17 protein-coding genes, 1 tRNA gene and 1 riboswitch are annotated in these 16,535 nt (G+C 41.1%); of the genes, 8 read left to right on the forward strand and 10 right to left on the reverse strand.

Translation table 11 applies throughout. From position 1 onward, the window contains the following. Window positions 1–65 precede the first annotated feature (65 nt). The 4 genes from M2273_RS13590 to M2273_RS13605 all read left to right on the forward strand — a co-directional run bounded on the left by M2273_RS13590 (window position 66) and on the right by M2273_RS13605 (window position 4,613). The gene (locus M2273_RS13590) at window positions 66–1,334 is read left to right on the forward strand and encodes an ectonucleotide pyrophosphatase/phosphodiesterase (RefSeq protein WP_429397657.1); all 1,269 of its coding nucleotides are present in this window, start codon (window positions 66–68) and stop codon (window positions 1,332–1,334) included. A gap of 156 nt (window positions 1,335–1,490) precedes the next feature. Continuing rightward, window positions 1,491–3,116, forward strand: a complete 1,626-nt coding sequence (locus M2273_RS13595) for an amidase (protein ID WP_429397659.1) — start codon at window positions 1,491–1,493, stop codon at window positions 3,114–3,116. 70 nt (window positions 3,117–3,186) lie between these two features. Continuing rightward, window positions 3,187–3,618, forward strand: a complete 432-nt coding sequence (locus M2273_RS13600; RefSeq protein ID WP_429397661.1) for a hypothetical protein — start codon at window positions 3,187–3,189, stop codon at window positions 3,616–3,618. A gap of 86 nt (window positions 3,619–3,704) precedes the next feature. After that, window positions 3,705–4,613, forward strand: a complete 909-nt coding sequence (locus tag M2273_RS13605) for a DUF72 domain-containing protein (protein WP_429397662.1) — start codon at window positions 3,705–3,707, stop codon at window positions 4,611–4,613. A 2-nt stretch (window positions 4,614–4,615) separates the two neighbouring features. Here the strand turns inward: M2273_RS13605 and M2273_RS13610 are convergent, their stop codons facing one another. The 3 genes from M2273_RS13610 to argH form a co-directional block, all read right to left on the reverse strand. After that, a complete protein-coding gene (locus tag M2273_RS13610) occupies window positions 4,616–5,314 on the reverse strand; it encodes a DUF1345 domain-containing protein (protein WP_429397664.1) in 699 nt (232 codons plus the stop codon). Between the two features lie 73 nt (window positions 5,315–5,387). Continuing rightward, window positions 5,388–5,588 carry a YwbE family protein gene (locus tag M2273_RS13615; RefSeq protein WP_429397666.1) on the reverse strand — a complete coding sequence of 67 codons (201 nt, stop codon included), beginning with the start codon at window positions 5,586–5,588 and terminating at the stop codon, window positions 5,388–5,390. Window positions 5,589–5,772: 184 nt separating this feature from the next. Continuing rightward, window positions 5,773–7,110 carry an argininosuccinate lyase gene (gene argH / locus M2273_RS13620; protein WP_429397667.1) on the reverse strand — a complete coding sequence of 446 codons (1,338 nt, stop codon included), beginning with the start codon at window positions 7,108–7,110 and terminating at the stop codon, window positions 5,773–5,775. Window positions 7,111–7,283: 173 nt separating this feature from the next. On the opposite strand from argH, the gene M2273_RS13625 reads away from it, so the two are divergent. Together M2273_RS13625 and M2273_RS13630 are read left to right on the forward strand one after the other, a co-directional pair. Continuing rightward, entirely contained in the window at window positions 7,284–8,633 is a 1,350-nt protein-coding gene (locus M2273_RS13625; protein ID WP_429397669.1) for a hypothetical protein, read from the forward strand. A 132-nt stretch (window positions 8,634–8,765) separates the two neighbouring features. Further along, window positions 8,766–8,874: riboswitch (SAM riboswitch) on the forward strand. A 49-nt stretch (window positions 8,875–8,923) separates the two neighbouring features. Then, a tRNA-Cys gene (locus M2273_RS13630) sits at window positions 8,924–8,994 on the forward strand. Window positions 8,995–9,099: 105 nt separating this feature from the next. Here the strand turns inward: M2273_RS13630 and M2273_RS13635 are convergent. The 7 genes from M2273_RS13635 to M2273_RS13665 all read right to left on the reverse strand — a co-directional run bounded on the left by M2273_RS13635 (window position 9,100) and on the right by M2273_RS13665 (window position 15,476). After that, a complete protein-coding gene (locus tag M2273_RS13635) occupies window positions 9,100–9,948 on the reverse strand; it encodes a transglutaminase-like domain-containing protein (RefSeq protein WP_429397671.1) in 849 nt (282 codons plus the stop codon). A gap of 4 nt (window positions 9,949–9,952) precedes the next feature. After that, window positions 9,953–10,690, reverse strand: coding sequence for a peptidase (locus M2273_RS13640; RefSeq protein ID WP_429397673.1), 738 nt, complete (start codon window positions 10,688–10,690; stop codon window positions 9,953–9,955). A 206-nt stretch (window positions 10,691–10,896) separates the two neighbouring features. After that, the gene (locus M2273_RS13645) at window positions 10,897–11,829 is read right to left on the reverse strand and encodes a bestrophin family protein (RefSeq protein WP_429397675.1); all 933 of its coding nucleotides are present in this window, start codon (window positions 11,827–11,829) and stop codon (window positions 10,897–10,899) included. 24 nt (window positions 11,830–11,853) lie between these two features. Then, window positions 11,854–12,333 carry a hypothetical protein gene (locus M2273_RS13650; RefSeq protein ID WP_429397677.1) on the reverse strand — a complete coding sequence of 160 codons (480 nt, stop codon included), beginning with the start codon at window positions 12,331–12,333 and terminating at the stop codon, window positions 11,854–11,856. Between the two features lie 174 nt (window positions 12,334–12,507). Next, a complete protein-coding gene (locus M2273_RS13655) occupies window positions 12,508–13,917 on the reverse strand; it encodes a HAMP domain-containing sensor histidine kinase (RefSeq protein WP_429397679.1) in 1,410 nt (469 codons plus the stop codon). After that, a complete protein-coding gene (locus M2273_RS13660) occupies window positions 13,901–14,602 on the reverse strand; it encodes a response regulator transcription factor (protein ID WP_429397680.1) in 702 nt (233 codons plus the stop codon). Before M2273_RS13660 ends, M2273_RS13655 begins: the two co-directional genes overlap by 17 nt. Before the next feature lie 118 nt (window positions 14,603–14,720). Next, entirely contained in the window at window positions 14,721–15,476 is a 756-nt protein-coding gene (locus tag M2273_RS13665; protein WP_429397682.1) for a YdcF family protein, read from the reverse strand. Between the two features lie 126 nt (window positions 15,477–15,602). Here M2273_RS13665 and M2273_RS13670 point away from each other — a divergent pair, with 126 nt between their 5' ends. Beyond that, a complete protein-coding gene (locus M2273_RS13670; RefSeq protein WP_429397684.1) occupies window positions 15,603–15,812 on the forward strand; it encodes a YtxH domain-containing protein in 210 nt (69 codons plus the stop codon). A 45-nt stretch (window positions 15,813–15,857) separates the two neighbouring features. Beyond that, window positions 15,858–16,412, forward strand: coding sequence for an arylesterase (locus M2273_RS13675; RefSeq protein ID WP_429397686.1), 555 nt, complete (start codon window positions 15,858–15,860; stop codon window positions 16,410–16,412). The last annotated feature ends 123 nt before the right edge of the window (window positions 16,413–16,535 follow it).

Here is a 16,535-nt window from a genome sequence, read left to right on the forward strand (position 1 = left end):
TACTTTAACCCAATCTTATTATACGCATAATGCTATTTATATAAATTTGTGCATTATCGTTTTCTATGAAAAAACATATCACATTTTTAATAGTCCTTTTACAAACCGTTGTTGCCTTTGGGCAGATTGATACTGTTCAGAAAATTGTACCGGGCCGAAAGAACAGCATTGAACAGCAAAAAAAAACCTATGTTATCCTCATTTCGGCCGATGGTTTCCGGTATGATTATGCACAAAAATACCAGGCCAAAAATTTACTTGCCTTAAGTAACGATGGTGTGAGAGCAGCATCAATGATCCCATCATATCCATCAGTTACCTTTCCAAATCACTATGCATTGGTAAGTGGTTTATATCCTTCGCACTCGGGTCTGGTGAATAATACATTTTATGACCGTGACCGTCACGATGATTATTATATGGGCAATAAAGCCAAAGTAGCCGATGGCTCCTGGTACTATGGTTCGCCCTTGTGGGTGCTTGCCGAGCAGCAGCACCTCCTTTCTGCCAGTTTTTACTGGGTCGCATCTGAGGCTGCCATCCAAAATATAACCCCTACATATTATTACGTTTATAACGAAAAGATAGCCATTCATAAACGCATCAGCGAAGTAGTGAACTGGTTAAACCTGCCCGCCGAAGATCGTCCGCATCTCATTACATTCTACTTTCCACAGGTTGACCACGCCGGGCATGTTTATGGCCCCGATGCACCTGAAACAGCCCGCGAAGTCCATTTTGTTGATTCGGCAGTAAATGAACTGACCAAAGCCGTAAAAACAACCGGCCTTGATGTGAATTTTGTTTTTGTATCTGATCATGGGATGACCAAAGTTGACAAAGACCATGCTATTGGCATCCCCGCGGCTATTGATACCTCCAAATTTATTGTTTCGGGCGATGGGATATTGGTTGAGCTTTATGCCAAAAACCAGGCAGGCGTTAAGGCTACTTATAACAACTTAAAGCAGGAGGCTAAAGATTATGACGTTTATCTTAAAGTTGATATGCCCGCCAAATTACATTATGCCCAAACCGACGACTGGCATAACCGCATAGGCGATATTTTGCTGATCCCTCATTATCCTAAAGTATTTAATTTATACAGTAAAAAAATAAACATAGGCTGGCATGGGTATGACCCCAGCGTGGTTAAAGATATGCATGCCACATTCCTGGCCTGGGGACCTGCATTTAAACCCCACACCACCATTCCATCATTTCAAAATGTAGATGTTTTTAACCTGATAAAAAATATATTAGGCCTTACTTATACCGGCAAGGTTGATGGTACAGGTAAATTGGCTGATGAGATTCTGATCCCTCAAAAATAAATCACTATTTTATTGCAGAATGCATTGTTGTTTGGGAAGCTTTTAATCAGGAGTTTATTTATGCTGATATGACCGCGATTTGTGTAACATATTAGGTTGATAATTTTTAATTAGCTAAATATTTTGTTACTTGTAACACCTTTAAACTCACGGTTTATGCACAGAAGAAATTTCCTGAAAACAGGTTCATTAGCAGGTTTAACTATATCAACCCTGGTTGCAGCTTCCTGCAGTCAGCCATCCGCAGAAAAAAAAGCAGATGCTGCGGCTGACGACAAAGATGACCTGTTTGAACTTTCGGAAGCAACCATTACCGATCTGCAGCAAAAAATGCAGGCCAAGCAATATACCTCGCGATTGCTTACAGAATTGTACCTGAAACGCATTGATGAAATAGATAAGAACGGCCCTAAACTTAACTCTGTCATCGAAATAAATAAAGATGCCCTTAACATGGCCGACGCCATGGATAAAGAACGCTCGCAAGGCAAAGTACGCGGACCATTACATGGCATACCCGTACTGATAAAAGACAATATTAACACAGGCGATAACATGCATACCACAGCCGGTTCGCTGGCCCTGGGCGATAATTTTGCCAAACAGGATGCCTTTATTGTATACAAATTGCGCGAAGCTGGAGCCGTGCTATTGGGTAAAACAAATTTGAGCGAATGGGCCAACTTTCGTTCCACCCACTCAACCAGCGCGTGGAGCAGCCGCGGCGGGCAAACAAAATGTCCTTATATACTTGATCGTAACCCCAGCGGCTCAAGCGCGGGATCAGGATCGGCGGCGGCGGCTAATTTATGCACCGTAGCCATTGGTACCGAAACTAACGGATCTATCGTATCGCCGGCATCGGTTAATGGGTTGGTGGGTATAAAGCCAACCGTTGGGCTATGGAGCCGCACGGGCATTATCCCCATATCAAAAACGCAGGATACCGCCGGACCAATGACGCGTACGGTTAAGGATGCCGCTATACTTTTAGGTGCACTTGCCGGTATTGACGCGCAGGACACTTATACTTTAGCCAGTAAAGGAAAAGCAGAAACCGATTATACCAAATTTTTAGATATCAATGGATTGCAGGGCAAGCGGTTGGGTGTTGAGAAATCGGCTTTGGATGATAATCCAGCTGTGGTAGCCTTGTTACAGGATGCCATTAAAACGCTGAAAAGCAAAGGAGCTACGGTTGTTGAAATTGAACTGAATAAAGAGTTAAAGGAAATAGGCAAAGGTGAATTTAACGTGCTGTTATATGAGTTTAAAGACGGACTGAACTTGTATTTAAACAACGCCAACAGCAAGACCAAAACACTTGCCGATGTCATTGCCTTTAACAAAAATAACGAGGCTAAAGCCATGCCTTTTTTTAAACAGGAAATCCTGGAACAGGCCCAGGCCAAAGGCGATTTAAAAAGCAAAGAATACCTGGATGCCTTAAAAAAGACAAGTGATGGCACCAAAAAAGTAATTGATAAAATACTAAACGACAATAAACTGGATGCCATTATAGGTACCACCAACGGCCCAGCAGGCTGTATTGACCTGGTGAACGGCGATTATGATAATGGGTTCTCGTTTTCGGGTCCAGCGGCAATGGCCGGGTATCCTCATATTACGGTACCCATGGGTAAAGCGCATGAGCTGCCTGTTGGTTTATCTTTTTTCAGCACGGCTTACAAAGAAGGCGAGATCATTAAACTGGGTTATGCTTATGAACAGGCTTCTAAAAAAAGGGCGGCGCCTATATTTAAGGTTGATTTGTTGGGTTGATTACCTTTTTCCGGTAAATAAAGCGAGATTTGAAAAGGCAAAGTAAACACCCCATAATTCAATATTTCATATGGACGTACAAGAACAAATCAAAGAGTATATTACCAGCCAACCCGAACCAAAACGTAGTGAAATTCAAGAGTTGCACAATCACATACTTCAAGTTTTACCAGGTTGTAAATTATGGTTCGACAATGGTAAAAACAGTGAAAATAAAACAGTTAGTAACCCTAACATAGGCTATGGATTTTACACCATAAAATATGCTGATGGAAAGACCAGGGATTTTTTCCAAGTTGGTTTGAGCGCAAACACAACAGGGATCTCTGTTTATATTCTCGGTATTAAGGATAAGACATACTTAGCCCAAACGTATGGAAAAGAAATAGGCAAGGCGAGCGTGACCGGGTATTGCATCAAGTTCAAAACGCAAAAAGATATAAAAATTGATATACTTGAGGCGGCAATACGATATGGGGTTGAGGTTACGAGTGAAAATTAAATTTCAAACCGAGACACTACCCTCAATTCAGCTTCATTAACAATTCAACCCAAAACCCTATCTTTCCAAAAAAATTCAACTAACCTATGGAATTTGGCCGTGTAAACCCAGAGGAGTTAGCAGCAGTAGATTTTACGCTCCCACCTGATCCTGAACTTACCATCAATACCCTAAAGGCTGCAAAAAGCAACCAGTCCTTGCAGGTACACGTGGGTTGCGCTAAATGGGGACGTAAGGAATGGATAGGTCAGATCTATCCGCCTAAAACCAAAGAAGCTAATTTTTTGGATGAGTATGTAAAACATTTTGATTGCATTGAGCTCAATGCTACTTTTTATAATGTTTACGGTCCGGATACTATTACCAAATGGAAAGCCAAGGCCGAGAGTAATCCTCATTTTAAATTTTGTCCTAAGTTTTCGCAAAGCATTAGCCACATCCGCAGGTTAAAAAACGCGGAAGATATTACCACCAGCTATTACGAGGGCATTATGGCCTTTGGCGATAAGCTTGGCCCGTTGTTTTTGCAGCTAAGCGATAACTATACCCCCAAAAGTTTCCCGGAACTAAAAGCATACCTGGAACAACTCCCTAAAGACGTACCCGTATTTGTTGAACTGCGGCATAAAGAATGGTTTGCAGTGCCAGAGAACCGTGATAAGGTTTTCGCCATGCTCCGCGACCTTAATATTGGCGCGGTTATAACTGATGCTACCGGTCGTCGTGATGTGGTGCACATGAACCTGCCTACCCCACACGCGTTTATCCGCTTTGTGGGTAATGGCCTGCACCCTACCGACTATGCCCGTGTTGATGAATGGGTGGAGCGGATAAAACAATGGCAGCAATTGGGTTTACAATCGGTATGGTTTTTAATGCACCAGCACGAAGAAGAGTTTTCACCTAAACTTGCTGATTACGTTGTTGAAAAACTAAATGAAGCTTTGGGCATGCAATTAAAACGCCCTCAATTTATTAGCAGCCTGTTTAGTTAAGCTTATTTAGCTACCAATCCCGATATTACATTGATGCTTAATGCCACAATAGCGGTATTAAATGCAAATGCTATCAGACCATGGATCCAGGCCAGGCGGCGGATCTGGCGGGAAGAGATTTCTACATCTGATACCTGGAACGTCATACCAACAACAAAAGAGAAATAAACAAAGTCGAGATAATCGGGTTCTTTTTCATCGCCCGGAAATTCAAGCCCGCCTATTGGTTTTTTCTTTTGATCATCGTCAGGATCGGTAGCATAAAACATGTGCGCGTATCGCAGGGTAAATATAGTATGCACCAGCCACCAGGAAATAATAACCGAAGCCATACCCAGCAACACATGCCCTGTTACTGCTTCAGGAGATAGCTCCTTTGACGACTTCAGCAGGAAAAAAATGGCCAGCATACTTATCAATGAAGCCACGATTACAAATAAAAATATCAATGTACGGCTTGAATCTTCGATCCTGGCAATCTTACGAACCTCCATCGGGTGCGATGATAAAATGATTATCCAGTCCATAATGATGATCATTAGTGCAAAGGCTATCCAGGTAAACAATATCACCGCCGGCGCGCTAAAATGGCCCCAGGAAAAAAATAGGGTGACAGCACTTGCAACCAATGATATGAGCATACGGTGATGCGCATCTAACTTAAACCATACCTTTGCTTTTGTTTTAGTGATTGCAGGCATATTGTTCTGATACTATGGTAAGTACTGATGTAAATATGGCGATGAATTGTGTAGAATTTATGAATTATTAAATTTAGTCTTCTTCAACTATCCAGGCCACACGGCCAACCTGCCCATCTTCTAATTGAACCTTGATACCGCGCGAGTGATAGGCCGAGCTGGTCAGTAACCGTTTTACAAAGCCACGGGTTAAGGTACCGCTCCGCTGGTCTTTTTTCAGGATGATATCGACCTCAAGGCCCGGGTAAATATCGCTTCTGTTTTGTCCGTTCATTTTTTCAGGATTACACCGATTGTTTTAATGATTCCACCGATAATATTCAAAGTCGTCATTGCGAGGCACGAAGCAAGAGGCCCCCTCTAAATCTCCCCCAAAGGGGGAGACTTTTTAAGACATTTTAAAGCCCTCTCCTTTGGAGAGGGTTAGGTGAGGCTTTCTCGCAATGACGTGGTGGAGGTTATTTTCCTACCAGCCCTTTTATCGCCACCTCAACCTTTGCAAAATCAAAATTAGTAAGCAACTTATCAAACGCTGCTGTAATTTGCTCATTACCCAGGTTACCTATACTACCTTCATGGGTATGGTTTACTGTTTTATCAGGATTAAAATCACCCTGCTCAATAGCCAGACCTACTTGTTTGTAAGCATCCCGGAAAGGCGTGCCGTTTAATACCATCCTATTCACTTCCTCTACACTAAACAGATAGGCATATTTGGGATCTTTCAATATATCGGCATTCACGCTTATGTTTTGCAGCATAAAGGTGGCCATGTGCAGGCAGTTTTTCAAATCGGTAAACGCAGGGAACAATAACTCTTTCAGCAACTGCAGCTCCCGGTGATAGCCTGATGGCAGATTGGTGGTCATCATGGCCACATCATTGGGCAGGGCCTGCAGGCGATTGCATTTGCCGCGCATAATTTCCCAAACATCCGGGTTTTTTTTGTGCGGCATAATGCTGCTACCCGTGGTTAAAGTATCAGGGTAACTTACAAAAGCAAAGTTTTGGCTTAGGTACAGGGCCTGATCCATGGCCATTTTAGCCAGCGTAGCAGCAATGGATGATAAAGCCTGCGCTATGATCCTTTCGGTTTTACCACGGCCCATTTGGGCATAAACTACGTTATAGTTTAAACTATCAAAACCTAATAATTGGGTTGTTAAAGTACGATTTAGTGGGAATGACGAGCCATAACCTGCTGCCGAACCCAATGGGTTTTTATTGGTGATTCGATAGGCCGCCAAAACAAGTTCCAGATCATCGGCCAGGCTTTCGGCATATGCGCCAAACCATAGCCCGAATGATGAAGGCATAGCCACCTGTAAATGGGTATAACCTGGTAATAAAACGTCTTTATGTTTTTCACTTAATTCAATGAGCTGGCGAAACAAGGTTTCAGTTTCTTCAACAACCTGCTGCAATTGATGGCGAAAAAACAGTTTCAGGTCAACCAGCACCTGGTCATTACGGGAGCGGCCGCTGTGAATCTTCTTACCGGCGTCGCCAATGCGCTGGGTAAGCAGCATTTCTACCTGCGAGTGTACATCCTCAACCCCATCGTCGATAGTAAAACCACCTTTTTCAATATCGGCATAAATGGCTTTTAATTCGCGTTGAACAAGGTCAAGATCGACAGCATCCATCAGCCCTATACTTTGCAGCATACGGGTATGGGCCAGCGATCCTAAAACATCAAAAGCTGCCATTTGCTCGTCAAATTCCCTGTCGCGGCCAACAGTAAAGTTCTCTACCAGTTCATTTACGTTGGTGGTTTTTTGCCATAACTTGCTCATAGTGCAAATATGTGTATTAATGAGAAATAAACATTAAAAAATGAATAATCATCAAATAATCATTAAACCTTTGCTATCAACAGCAGTCATATTATTATGAATATTTTACAATATATTTATAGCATATTTAACTTTAAAACAGATATTTGATATTATTTTACAACCTTACCTTAATGAAAAAATATATTTACCTTATCGTTATCGCTTTATTAATTAGTGCATGTTCTAAAAAAAATGATGTGCAAACTTGGCCGCCGGCCATCAAAGCTGTAATAAAAGACGCGGGCACCATACCTTTTAAAATTGCTCCCCTCGCCAATGACCAGGTAAAAGTTTCTTTAAGGGATGATCAACAACAGGTACTTTCCCAAATAATGCTGAAACAGGATACTACCACTTTACAAACTTTAAAACTAAACAAAGATAATTTGGGCGCGTTTACCGCTACCTTTAATTATGCTTTTAAGCCGGGTGTTAAATATAATTTCAAAGTACAAGCCCTCCCAGTTTCAGATACCATCCGCCAGTATACTATAAACAATTACAGCCACCGATACGTCCAAACTTTCGCTTATAAAAAACTGCTTGAATTAAAACAAAGTTTAGGCCCAGATGCCTTTGACCTGTCGCCATCCCGAAATTTTTTGTTTATTACCGATGATGTTAATAATGTGCTATATACTAAAAGGCTATCGTTAAAAACCTTTGCGGCAGAAGACATCAACAACAAATTGCCTACAACATTTATAAGAGCGGTATCAGATGACGAATTACTGGTATACGGCGATAAAAACACAACCAATGTGCCTGCGTTTACCAGTGATCCGGGCAGCGACCGTGTTGTACTGGCCAAATACAATGTGAATACCAAGCAATCAACCTTTGTAGACTTTGTATCTCGTGATTATGGTAGAATATCGCGCATTGTTAACAACCATGTACTGGTAACTAACCCCATATTTGAAGACAAAACGGCCTCACTGATAAACCTTGCCGACCTTTCAAAAGTTAAATACTCATTGAATTACTTTGACTTTACCCGGATACATGAATACAGCTTCGGTCATATTTTATACGCCAACAAGCTGGTTAGCACAACAAATGGTTCCATGTCTGTTCCGGTAAACCTTGACGACAATTCAGGTATTATTGATATTGACGATAATTCAGGCTATGCACTTGTATCTTCGGTAAAGGAAAATACCGGTAAAGATCTTGAAACAGCCTTTAGCGTTTATAAAGACAATACCCCGGTATACCAGTCAGATTACCAGTATGGAAGAAGCGCTTCTTTCCCTATCATAGCTAACATTAAAAATGATGAATTGACGTTCTATCAGCATTTCACTTACAATACCACCCTGATGATAGACGGGTATTACACATTAAACCTTAAAACCAAAGAAATAAAACTTGTTCAGGCCGATAGCACTCCTTTTCTGGTTACTGATTACCAGTTAAAAGATGGTACTATTATTTCTGTAAAGGCCGATGGTGTATATAAACTTACACCGATGAACTAATCTCCGGGGGTGCTTTTTAAACTGTAAAAAAGATGATGATTTGAAGAAATTTAAAATATTCTACCAATTCTATAGGAATTATATAAATAGTTTTTATATTTGCAGAGTCAACAGACAAATAGTTCTTTATTTAACTTATCAAGAAAGACTGAGGGAAAGGCCCAAAGACGTCTTAGCAACCTGTACATCCGCATAATGTAAAAGGTGCTAATTCCTGCTCCGTAAAGGAGAAAGATAACAAAGATCTTACCCCCTGCCATCTTATAAGTGATTTTATAGTTTTTTTTCAAAGTCGCGTGACCGAGAGGATAGGTTAAGGTCTGCAAAACCTTTTACGGCAGTTCGAATCTGCCCGCGGCATCAAATTTCCTTTTATTTTCCTGCACCTTTTTTAGCCATCCATTAGCTGTATTGGCCATTAACCGGGTGTGTAGCACAAAAATTAAAAGCAGCTTAATTCTTAATCCTACAAATACGACAGCCCTTTAAAATCCTCTGATCCGTAATAAATTGGCTCAAAGCCTTCCTCCAGGGCCAGTTCACAGCTCACCTGCATGGTAGTGAAGGTTACATCACCAAAAATATTGGCTATGGCCGTATCGGCGGCATCACGGCCGGTTGCTATTTTGATAAGCCCATTAAGCGGCACAAGTTTGGTAGCATCAAATAACACCCAGTTACCGCCCAGGTAAGCTTCAAAACAAGCATGAAAATCGGCCGGTTTTAAGTGATAGGCATAGCCGGTAAAATAACGTGCGGGTATAGTTAAAGCACGGCATAAGGCAATGCCCAGGTGGGCAAAATCACGACATACGCCAACCTGCTCGGTTACCGTATCAAAGGCCGATGTTTGCGAATTGCTGTACCCACTCAGGTATTGTACATTTTTATGGATCCAGTCGGTAAGGGTTACTACCTGTTCAAAAGGATTTGTAATATGCCCGAACAGGTTATGCGCCAGGCGGTACAATTTATCCGACTGGCAATATCGGCTTGGGTTAAGGTAAGGCAGCACAGCTACATCCATTTGGGCAACCATAGTTTCCTGTTGTTGCGTATAATCAGTTAGCTCATAATAATTATCAACCAGGGCTTTATAGGTAACCTTAATAGTACCCGGATCGGCCACCTCAAAACGCATCAGCCTGTTTTCGCCCTGGGGCGAGATCAGTTCTTCAACCTTAATATATGGTTCAACCGTAAATTCCTCGTTAAGCACCGTTTGATGTGGTGTGCGTAAAGCGTGTATATTTAATATCAATGTGCCCGGCGACCGTACTACATATTCCATTTGGGTAAACACATCGAATTTCATATTGTCAGCTCGTTGTTTTAGTTTCTTTTAGTTTATCAAATGCAACCTCCATCCAATCCTCTGATATGTGATCAAGGGCATTTTTTAATTCTTCGGCCCATTCGGTCGATATATATTCCAGGTCTTTCTTCTCGTATCGCTGCTCTACAATTTCAAAGCTATCCTTTTTGTAAAGCGCCACATCAATAGGAAAATCAACATTATTAGAGCTTACCCGGGTAGAATCAAAAGATAGAAAGCCTGTTTTAAGGGCCAGTTTCAAGCTTGAGTCCTCTTCAAGTATCCTGTTTAATATGGCCTTGCCGTGTCCTGAGTTGCCTATTACTACATAGGGTGCGCCCTGCCCCAATTCAACCCAGTTACCTTCAGGGTAAAGCAAGAATAGTTTATGCTCATCATCATCCTTTAACTGCCCTCCTATTATGGTATTCAGGTCAAATCTAAAACCCGCTTTTTCCAACGAAACCCTGTCTTCTTCGGCGGCCCGTTTAACCTGTTCGCCAAAAGCGTTTACGGCTTTATACAATTTGTTAAACTCTTTGGTTTCTAGTTGTTCGGTAAAATAAGTGATGGCCTTATCCCTTACTGACCGTAAACCGCTTGTCATGATAAAAAGCGAAAAATTATCCTTTTGTTCTATTGTTATTTTCTTTTTTATAGTGGTATCAGTTCCAGATGTAACACGGGTATCAGCTATGGCCAATAATCCTTCTTTAACCTTAATTCCCAGGCAATAAGTCATTTTTGTAAAGTGGGAGGTGTTTTAAATTTCCCTGAGGCCAAAGTAATTAAATAAAGGGAGATTTATATGATTAAGGGAGAAAACCCATTAACGCGTCATGGCGAGGAAGCCCCACCCAGCCCTCCCCGGAAGGGAGGACTTAAAAATAAAAATCTCCCCCTACCGGGGGAGATTAAAAGAACTTCCGTGCAATGATGCTCAGATATTTATAAAATATAGAATACCGCCTGCGTTTTTTGTTGTTTATTGATAACCGCGTCAATATCCTTTGGCAGTTCATCTTTCAGCATCTGTTTCAGATCCTGCTCAATTTTGCGACTGATAGCTGTGGTAGGGGTATCGGTAGGCATGTTTTCAAATGGGTCCTGCAAGTGGATGGCCATCTTCTCGATCAGGAAAAATGCCGACGAAATAGCAATTACCAGCGGCACTTGCAATATGCCAAAAAACTCAATAAGACTAAAGGGCAGCAGCAGTACAAAAAATAATACCAGCCAGTGTATATAAACACTATAAGTAGCCGGGAACACTGTATTTTTAATACGTTCGCAACCGCCCATGGAGTTTATAAAACGGGTCAATGTTTCGTCCATGGCAACCTGTTGATACTCATTAACCCAGCCTAATTTGTATAATGTCCTCAGATCATGTCCCTGCAACTCGTTGAGTGCTACCGGAACATTTTCCCTGTTTTTGATAGTATTCAGGTCATCTTCGTTCAAATAAGCATCCAGGTTCTGTTTAGCGTTTTGTTTACGCAGGTGACGGCTTAAACTGTAACACCAGGCAATTTGACGTTTCACCATTCTTTCTTTAAGCGCCCATCTTTCTTCGCCATCATAACTGCTGTCAACAAAAGTTAATATCTGGCGGGTATAGGTGCGGCAGTCGTTCACTATAGTTCCCCATAAAATGCGGGCCTCCCACCAACGGTCATACGCCTGGTTTGAGCGAAAAGCCAATAGTAAAGATATTATAGTACCTAATATGGTAGGTACCGTAAGGGGGATGGATACCTCTTTAAAATTATAGTACTGATGCACAAAATAAATAGCCGAGGAGTAAATGGCCACCATGATCAGTTCTTTCTTTATTTTACCAAATACATAGGTTGCTGGTATGTTTTCTTTTAGTAGCATAATGTTTAAATAATTAATAGTCCATTACTGTTGTTCAATTAGCTCAGACTCTTCAGTAATAATATTTGCCATTGATCCCGGTGTTTCGGCTATGGCAATTACCCTTTTTCCGCACCTTGCTATTAGTATTTCGGGATCAATACTATTTTTAAACAGCAATTGGTAATTATCATGCGGAGCCACAATCCCATCTACTTGGTGGGCATCCAGGTAATTATTAAAAACAGCTATGGTGCTGCCATAAAATATGTCAATGTGTACGCGGTTAATTAAGTGGCTGTAATCTTTTTCAAGCTCGCGGCACCGTACATAAAAATTATCAGGAATGTGCCTGAGTTCGGCAGACCGGCGCGAAAGCATGAGCAACTCGCTAATGGAATCGGTTATTTTTAACATATGTACCAGTATGATATCCAGCTTTTGAGGATAATACTGCTGTGCTATTACAGGAATACTTTGAAGTGATTGATAAGTAAAATCGGTAGGGATAAGCAGCGTTTTCATAGTCGTCTTTTTTTAATGGTTTAACTTGTACATTTTGTTTGATACAAGTGTAGCGGCCAATAATTAAGACGATATAAGAAAGTTATTAGAATTTGATTAGAGTTTTGCCTCACCCCAACTCTCTCCAAAGGAGAGGGCTTTAATTTGCATATTTTGTAAATCTAATTTTACAGATTATTTATCCTGCTTGTTGGCTTCCTCTCCTTTGGAAAGGGCTGGTGTGAGGTTCTCCACCGGCAAAAAAACTTTCATTTCGGTACCAGTGCCAACTTCCGACCGGATACCTATACTGCCTTTGTGCAGGCGTATTATATTTAACGTTAAGGGCAGCCCTACCCCATGCCCTTCATAATTATGCGCGTTAGAGGCCCTGAAAAATGGTTCAAATACATGTTGAAGTTCGGTTTGGGGGATGCCAATACCTTGATCGGCGATGGAGATGATCACTTTATTATTTTCGGCCAATAACCTTATTTTCACCATACGGTTATCTGAGTATTTACAGGCATTGCTTATGATATTGGTGATAGCCAGCCGCAGTAAATTATTATTGCCGCTTACATAAAGCAAGCGTTCATCACTGGGCATATCATCCAGATCAATCTGAATATTGCTATCCGGGTTTATCTTTTTAATTGATTCTGATGCTATCATCAAAAGCTCATCTATCCTGATACTTTCCCAGCGTTGCTTTTTACCATCAAAGCCCGATTGTGCCAGCGTAAGCAGGCTGTTCAATATCTGGCCCAGCTTTTCTGATTCCGAATAAATGGTATTGAACATTTCGCGCTGTTCCGTGCTCACATCAGGTTTGTTCAAAGCCAGTTCAGCCTCGGTACTGATGATGGTTAGGGGAGTTCGCAGTTCGTGCGATGCATTGCTTACAAAATTATTCTGCGTTTCAAAAGCGGTTTCGAGCCGGTTAAGCATATCGTTAAAAGTATATGACAGCTCGGCTATTTCGTCGCTGCCGCTCAACTCATCAAGCCTGAAATGCAGGTTATTGGCAGTAATATTTTTAACGTTATGAATAATGCGCCTTACGGGCTGAAAGGTATAGAATGAAAATATTTTACCCACGAAGTAAACCAATACCATAGCGGCAAGAAAGCCATATATCAATATCCGCTGCAGGTCCTTTAATTCCTGGAAACCTGAGGGATCTGCCGCCGAAACTATAACAATGTACTTTTCATTACTTTTGGTAAATACCTTACCTGCATAAAAAGTATTATCAACCTTATATCGCGCGTTACCGTCTTTTAATATATTCCGGATAAAATTGCTTTTTACATTAATGCCACGGGGTATATGAACCTTGTTTATGGTATCGGTATTAAAAAAATATTCCCTTTCGGCTTCCAGTTTTTCAAGGTATTTGTTCCTAACCTCCAGATATGCCTTGCTTTTTGCGCTGGGGAAAATATTTACCTCGGCCGATATATTTACGCGTGCCTCCAGTCGTTTAAAAAAATCATCAAAGCCAAAGCGGTATACCAGGTAAAAGATAGTGATATTGAGCAGCAACAATATGGCACCAGATAGTAACAGGAACAGTAAGGTTATTTTACTTTGTATTTTCATCCCGTTCGTCCTCTTTCATGATGTAGCCCATACCAAAAACCGTATGGATAAGTTTTGGCGCGCCGTTTTTCTCCAGCTTTTTGCGCAGGTAATTCACATACACATCAACCACGTTGGTACCCATGTTAAAATCAATATCCCATACGCTTTCCAATATCTGGATACGTGACAATACTTTTTTTTGATTTTTAACAAAATATTCCAGCAGTCTGAACTCGGTAGCAGTCAATTTTAATGCTTCATTATTACGATAGGCTATTTTCGATTCGGTATTAAGTTCCAGATCATTAATAGTAAATACATTGTTTTTAACCAGTGCCTCTCCCCCTTTACGGCGCAGCAGCGTGCGCAGGCGGGCAGCCAGTTCGGCTATTTTAAAGGGTTTAACCAAATAATCATCCGCACCGCTGTCTAAACCGCTCACAATGTTTTCTGTAGAGTCAAGCGCGGTAAGCATAATAATAGGCATGGTTTGCTTTTGCTGCCTGATGAGCTTACATACCTGTATGCCATCCATCACCGGCAGCATTACGTCTAATATTACCAGGTCAAAATCATTATCAAGCGCCATTTGCAGCCCGGTTGCGCCATTGCCGGCAACGCTTATTTCAAAACCGTACTCTGTAAGTCCCCGTTTTATTACCGATACAACATTGGGTTCATCCTCAACTAATAATATCCCCATATTTTGCCCATGTTTTTTTGTTGAAAGTGCAGATCATAAGCTTTGTTGCTCCGCAATTATTATAAAGAAATTAACTTTTATTTAGTTTTTTAAAATTCAAAAAGAAGAAAGCATCCTGTTAGCCCTTTCCCGAAATGCGATTAACCGTTAAACCAATAACCTCTTTAATATAAGTGCTCCATTTGCTCAGGGTATCTGCATTAGGCACAATTTCCCAAAATGATGCATCGCCGGTTCCGGCAATATAGTTACAGGAATATGGAATTACATCTATTCCCTTCTTTTTAAATATCCCTAATGATCGCCGCATATGAAAAGCCGATGTTACCAGCAAATAAGGTCCCTTCTGCCCATGTTTTTGCAGTATCTCCTTTGTAAGCGAAGCATTTTCAAGCGTATTACGCGATTGATCCTCAATCAGGACACAGCTATCCGGCACTTGCATAGCTTTTAGCTGGCCTTTGGCCCAACTGCCCTCCCTAAAACTGCCCGGATTTAAATTTCCATTACCACCCGTTATCATAATGTGTTTTACACGGCCACTTTTTTGTAACAGAACCCCCTGTATGAACCTGTCGGCAGCGGCATTAAACATACCTTTCGCATTGCTATCATACGATGCAAAACCGCCTAATATAATAACCGTACTGTACACTTTGCCATTTTCGAGTTTGGCAGCAGGTACATCCCAAGCTTTGGCAAACTGGTTTTGCAAAAACGAATTAGAAAAAAGGTAAAGCAGACAAACACCATAAAGTAAACACCTGCGCCTCCATTTGGCATTTTTTGAAAATATAGCCACCAATAACAAAACAAATACGTATAACAGTGGGTAAAGTAAAAACGCCAATACTTTTGAAAGGATAAAAAACATATTGCAACAGGCTTTAGCTGTAAAAGTAGTTAAAACATTAAACTTTACATCAGCCAAAAGGTCTTATAACAAGCCATGTAACAAACTGGCATCATCATTGTCATATAAACATTAAAAAACAAAATTATGGGTTTATTGAAATTTCTTGTCGTTGGTGCAGCAGTTGCTTACGGCATAAACTATGTTACAAAAAAAGGTCCTGATGGTAAATCGATCATTGACGATCTTGCCGAAAACGGGCCGGAATGGATGGACCGTGCAAAAAAATATGGCGAACTTACCTTAGAGCAGATTGCTGCGCGTGCGCAAAACTTTAGGGATAATACCAGGTATTGAGTTTTAAGTCGAAAGCCCGACTTCTTACTTAAAACTCATTATTTTATGTACAACATTCTTTTTTTTGGCGATAGCCTAACGGCGGGTTATGGCCTGAAAAATGCTAAAACCGAATCGCTCCCCGGCCTGATACAACAAAAAATAAACGCCGAAAACCTACCTTATCATATTATTAATGGCGGCTTAAGTGGCGACACATCAGGCGGTGGTCTTTTTCGCCTGGAGTATTGGATAGACAGGCCAGTACATATTTTTGTATTGGAACTGGGCATTAATGACATCATCAGGGGTGTATCGCCCCAAACCACCTATAAAAATCTACAGGCCATTATTGACAAGGTTAAATTCAAATATCCCGATGTAAAACTGGCTTTGATGGGCATGGAGATCCCAATTTTTATCCCCAGTCCTTTCGCGGTTGAGTTTAAATCCATATTCCGTAAACTGGCCGATGCTAACCAAATGGCTTTTGTGCCCTTTTACCTGGCAGGTGTAGCCGGGAAAGCCCATCTTAACCTGCCCGATATGTTGCATCCATCCGCTGAAGGTTACAGGATCATGGCTGATAATGTTTGGCCGGTGTTACATGGGTTGTTATAAAAACCACCAGACAGTACAGGACAGTTAGGGTTGCATAAGCAAAAATATCCTTTTAACATTGCTGTTAACCCAATTAACTTTAATGTCCCAAACAAGCTTTTTCCTTTTGAATAAATATTTGCT

It is taken from the genome of Mucilaginibacter lappiensis (assembly GCF_050433765.1).
In the GTDB taxonomy this organism is placed as follows: domain Bacteria; phylum Bacteroidota; class Bacteroidia; order Sphingobacteriales; family Sphingobacteriaceae; genus Mucilaginibacter; species Mucilaginibacter lappiensis_A.

What these genes read in the sequence shown, in the direction of transcription:
- M2273_RS13600 (WP_429397661.1), top strand. Translation starts at nt 3,187, where the DNA reads ATGGACGTACAAGAACAAATCAAAGAGTATATTACCAGCCAACCCGAA.
- M2273_RS13660 (WP_429397680.1), bottom strand. Translation starts at nt 14,602, where the DNA reads ATGGGGATATTATTAGTTGAGGATGAACCCAATGTTGTATCGGTAATA.
- M2273_RS13590 (WP_429397657.1), top strand. Translation starts at nt 66, where the DNA reads ATGAAAAAACATATCACATTTTTAATAGTCCTTTTACAAACCGTTGTT.
- M2273_RS13675 (WP_429397686.1), top strand. Translation starts at nt 15,858, where the DNA reads ATGTACAACATTCTTTTTTTTGGCGATAGCCTAACGGCGGGTTATGGC.
- M2273_RS13625 (WP_429397669.1), top strand. Translation starts at nt 7,284, where the DNA reads ATGAAAAAATATATTTACCTTATCGTTATCGCTTTATTAATTAGTGCA.
- M2273_RS13655 (WP_429397679.1), bottom strand. Translation starts at nt 13,917, where the DNA reads ATGAAAATACAAAGTAAAATAACCTTACTGTTCCTGTTACTATCTGGT.
- argH (WP_429397667.1), bottom strand. Translation starts at nt 7,110, where the DNA reads ATGAGCAAGTTATGGCAAAAAACCACCAACGTAAATGAACTGGTAGAG.
- M2273_RS13595 (WP_429397659.1), top strand. Translation starts at nt 1,491, where the DNA reads ATGCACAGAAGAAATTTCCTGAAAACAGGTTCATTAGCAGGTTTAACT.
- M2273_RS13645 (WP_429397675.1), bottom strand. Translation starts at nt 11,829, where the DNA reads ATGCTACTAAAAGAAAACATACCAGCAACCTATGTATTTGGTAAAATA.
- M2273_RS13635 (WP_429397671.1), bottom strand. Translation starts at nt 9,948, where the DNA reads ATGAAATTCGATGTGTTTACCCAAATGGAATATGTAGTACGGTCGCCG.
- M2273_RS13605 (WP_429397662.1), top strand. Translation starts at nt 3,705, where the DNA reads ATGGAATTTGGCCGTGTAAACCCAGAGGAGTTAGCAGCAGTAGATTTT.
- M2273_RS13665 (WP_429397682.1), bottom strand. Translation starts at nt 15,476, where the DNA reads ATGTTTTTTATCCTTTCAAAAGTATTGGCGTTTTTACTTTACCCACTG.
- M2273_RS13670 (WP_429397684.1), top strand. Translation starts at nt 15,603, where the DNA reads ATGGGTTTATTGAAATTTCTTGTCGTTGGTGCAGCAGTTGCTTACGGC.
- M2273_RS13615 (WP_429397666.1), bottom strand. Translation starts at nt 5,588, where the DNA reads ATGAACGGACAAAACAGAAGCGATATTTACCCGGGCCTTGAGGTCGAT.
- M2273_RS13610 (WP_429397664.1), bottom strand. Translation starts at nt 5,314, where the DNA reads ATGCCTGCAATCACTAAAACAAAAGCAAAGGTATGGTTTAAGTTAGAT.
- M2273_RS13640 (WP_429397673.1), bottom strand. Translation starts at nt 10,690, where the DNA reads ATGACTTATTGCCTGGGAATTAAGGTTAAAGAAGGATTATTGGCCATA.
- M2273_RS13650 (WP_429397677.1), bottom strand. Translation starts at nt 12,333, where the DNA reads ATGAAAACGCTGCTTATCCCTACCGATTTTACTTATCAATCACTTCAA.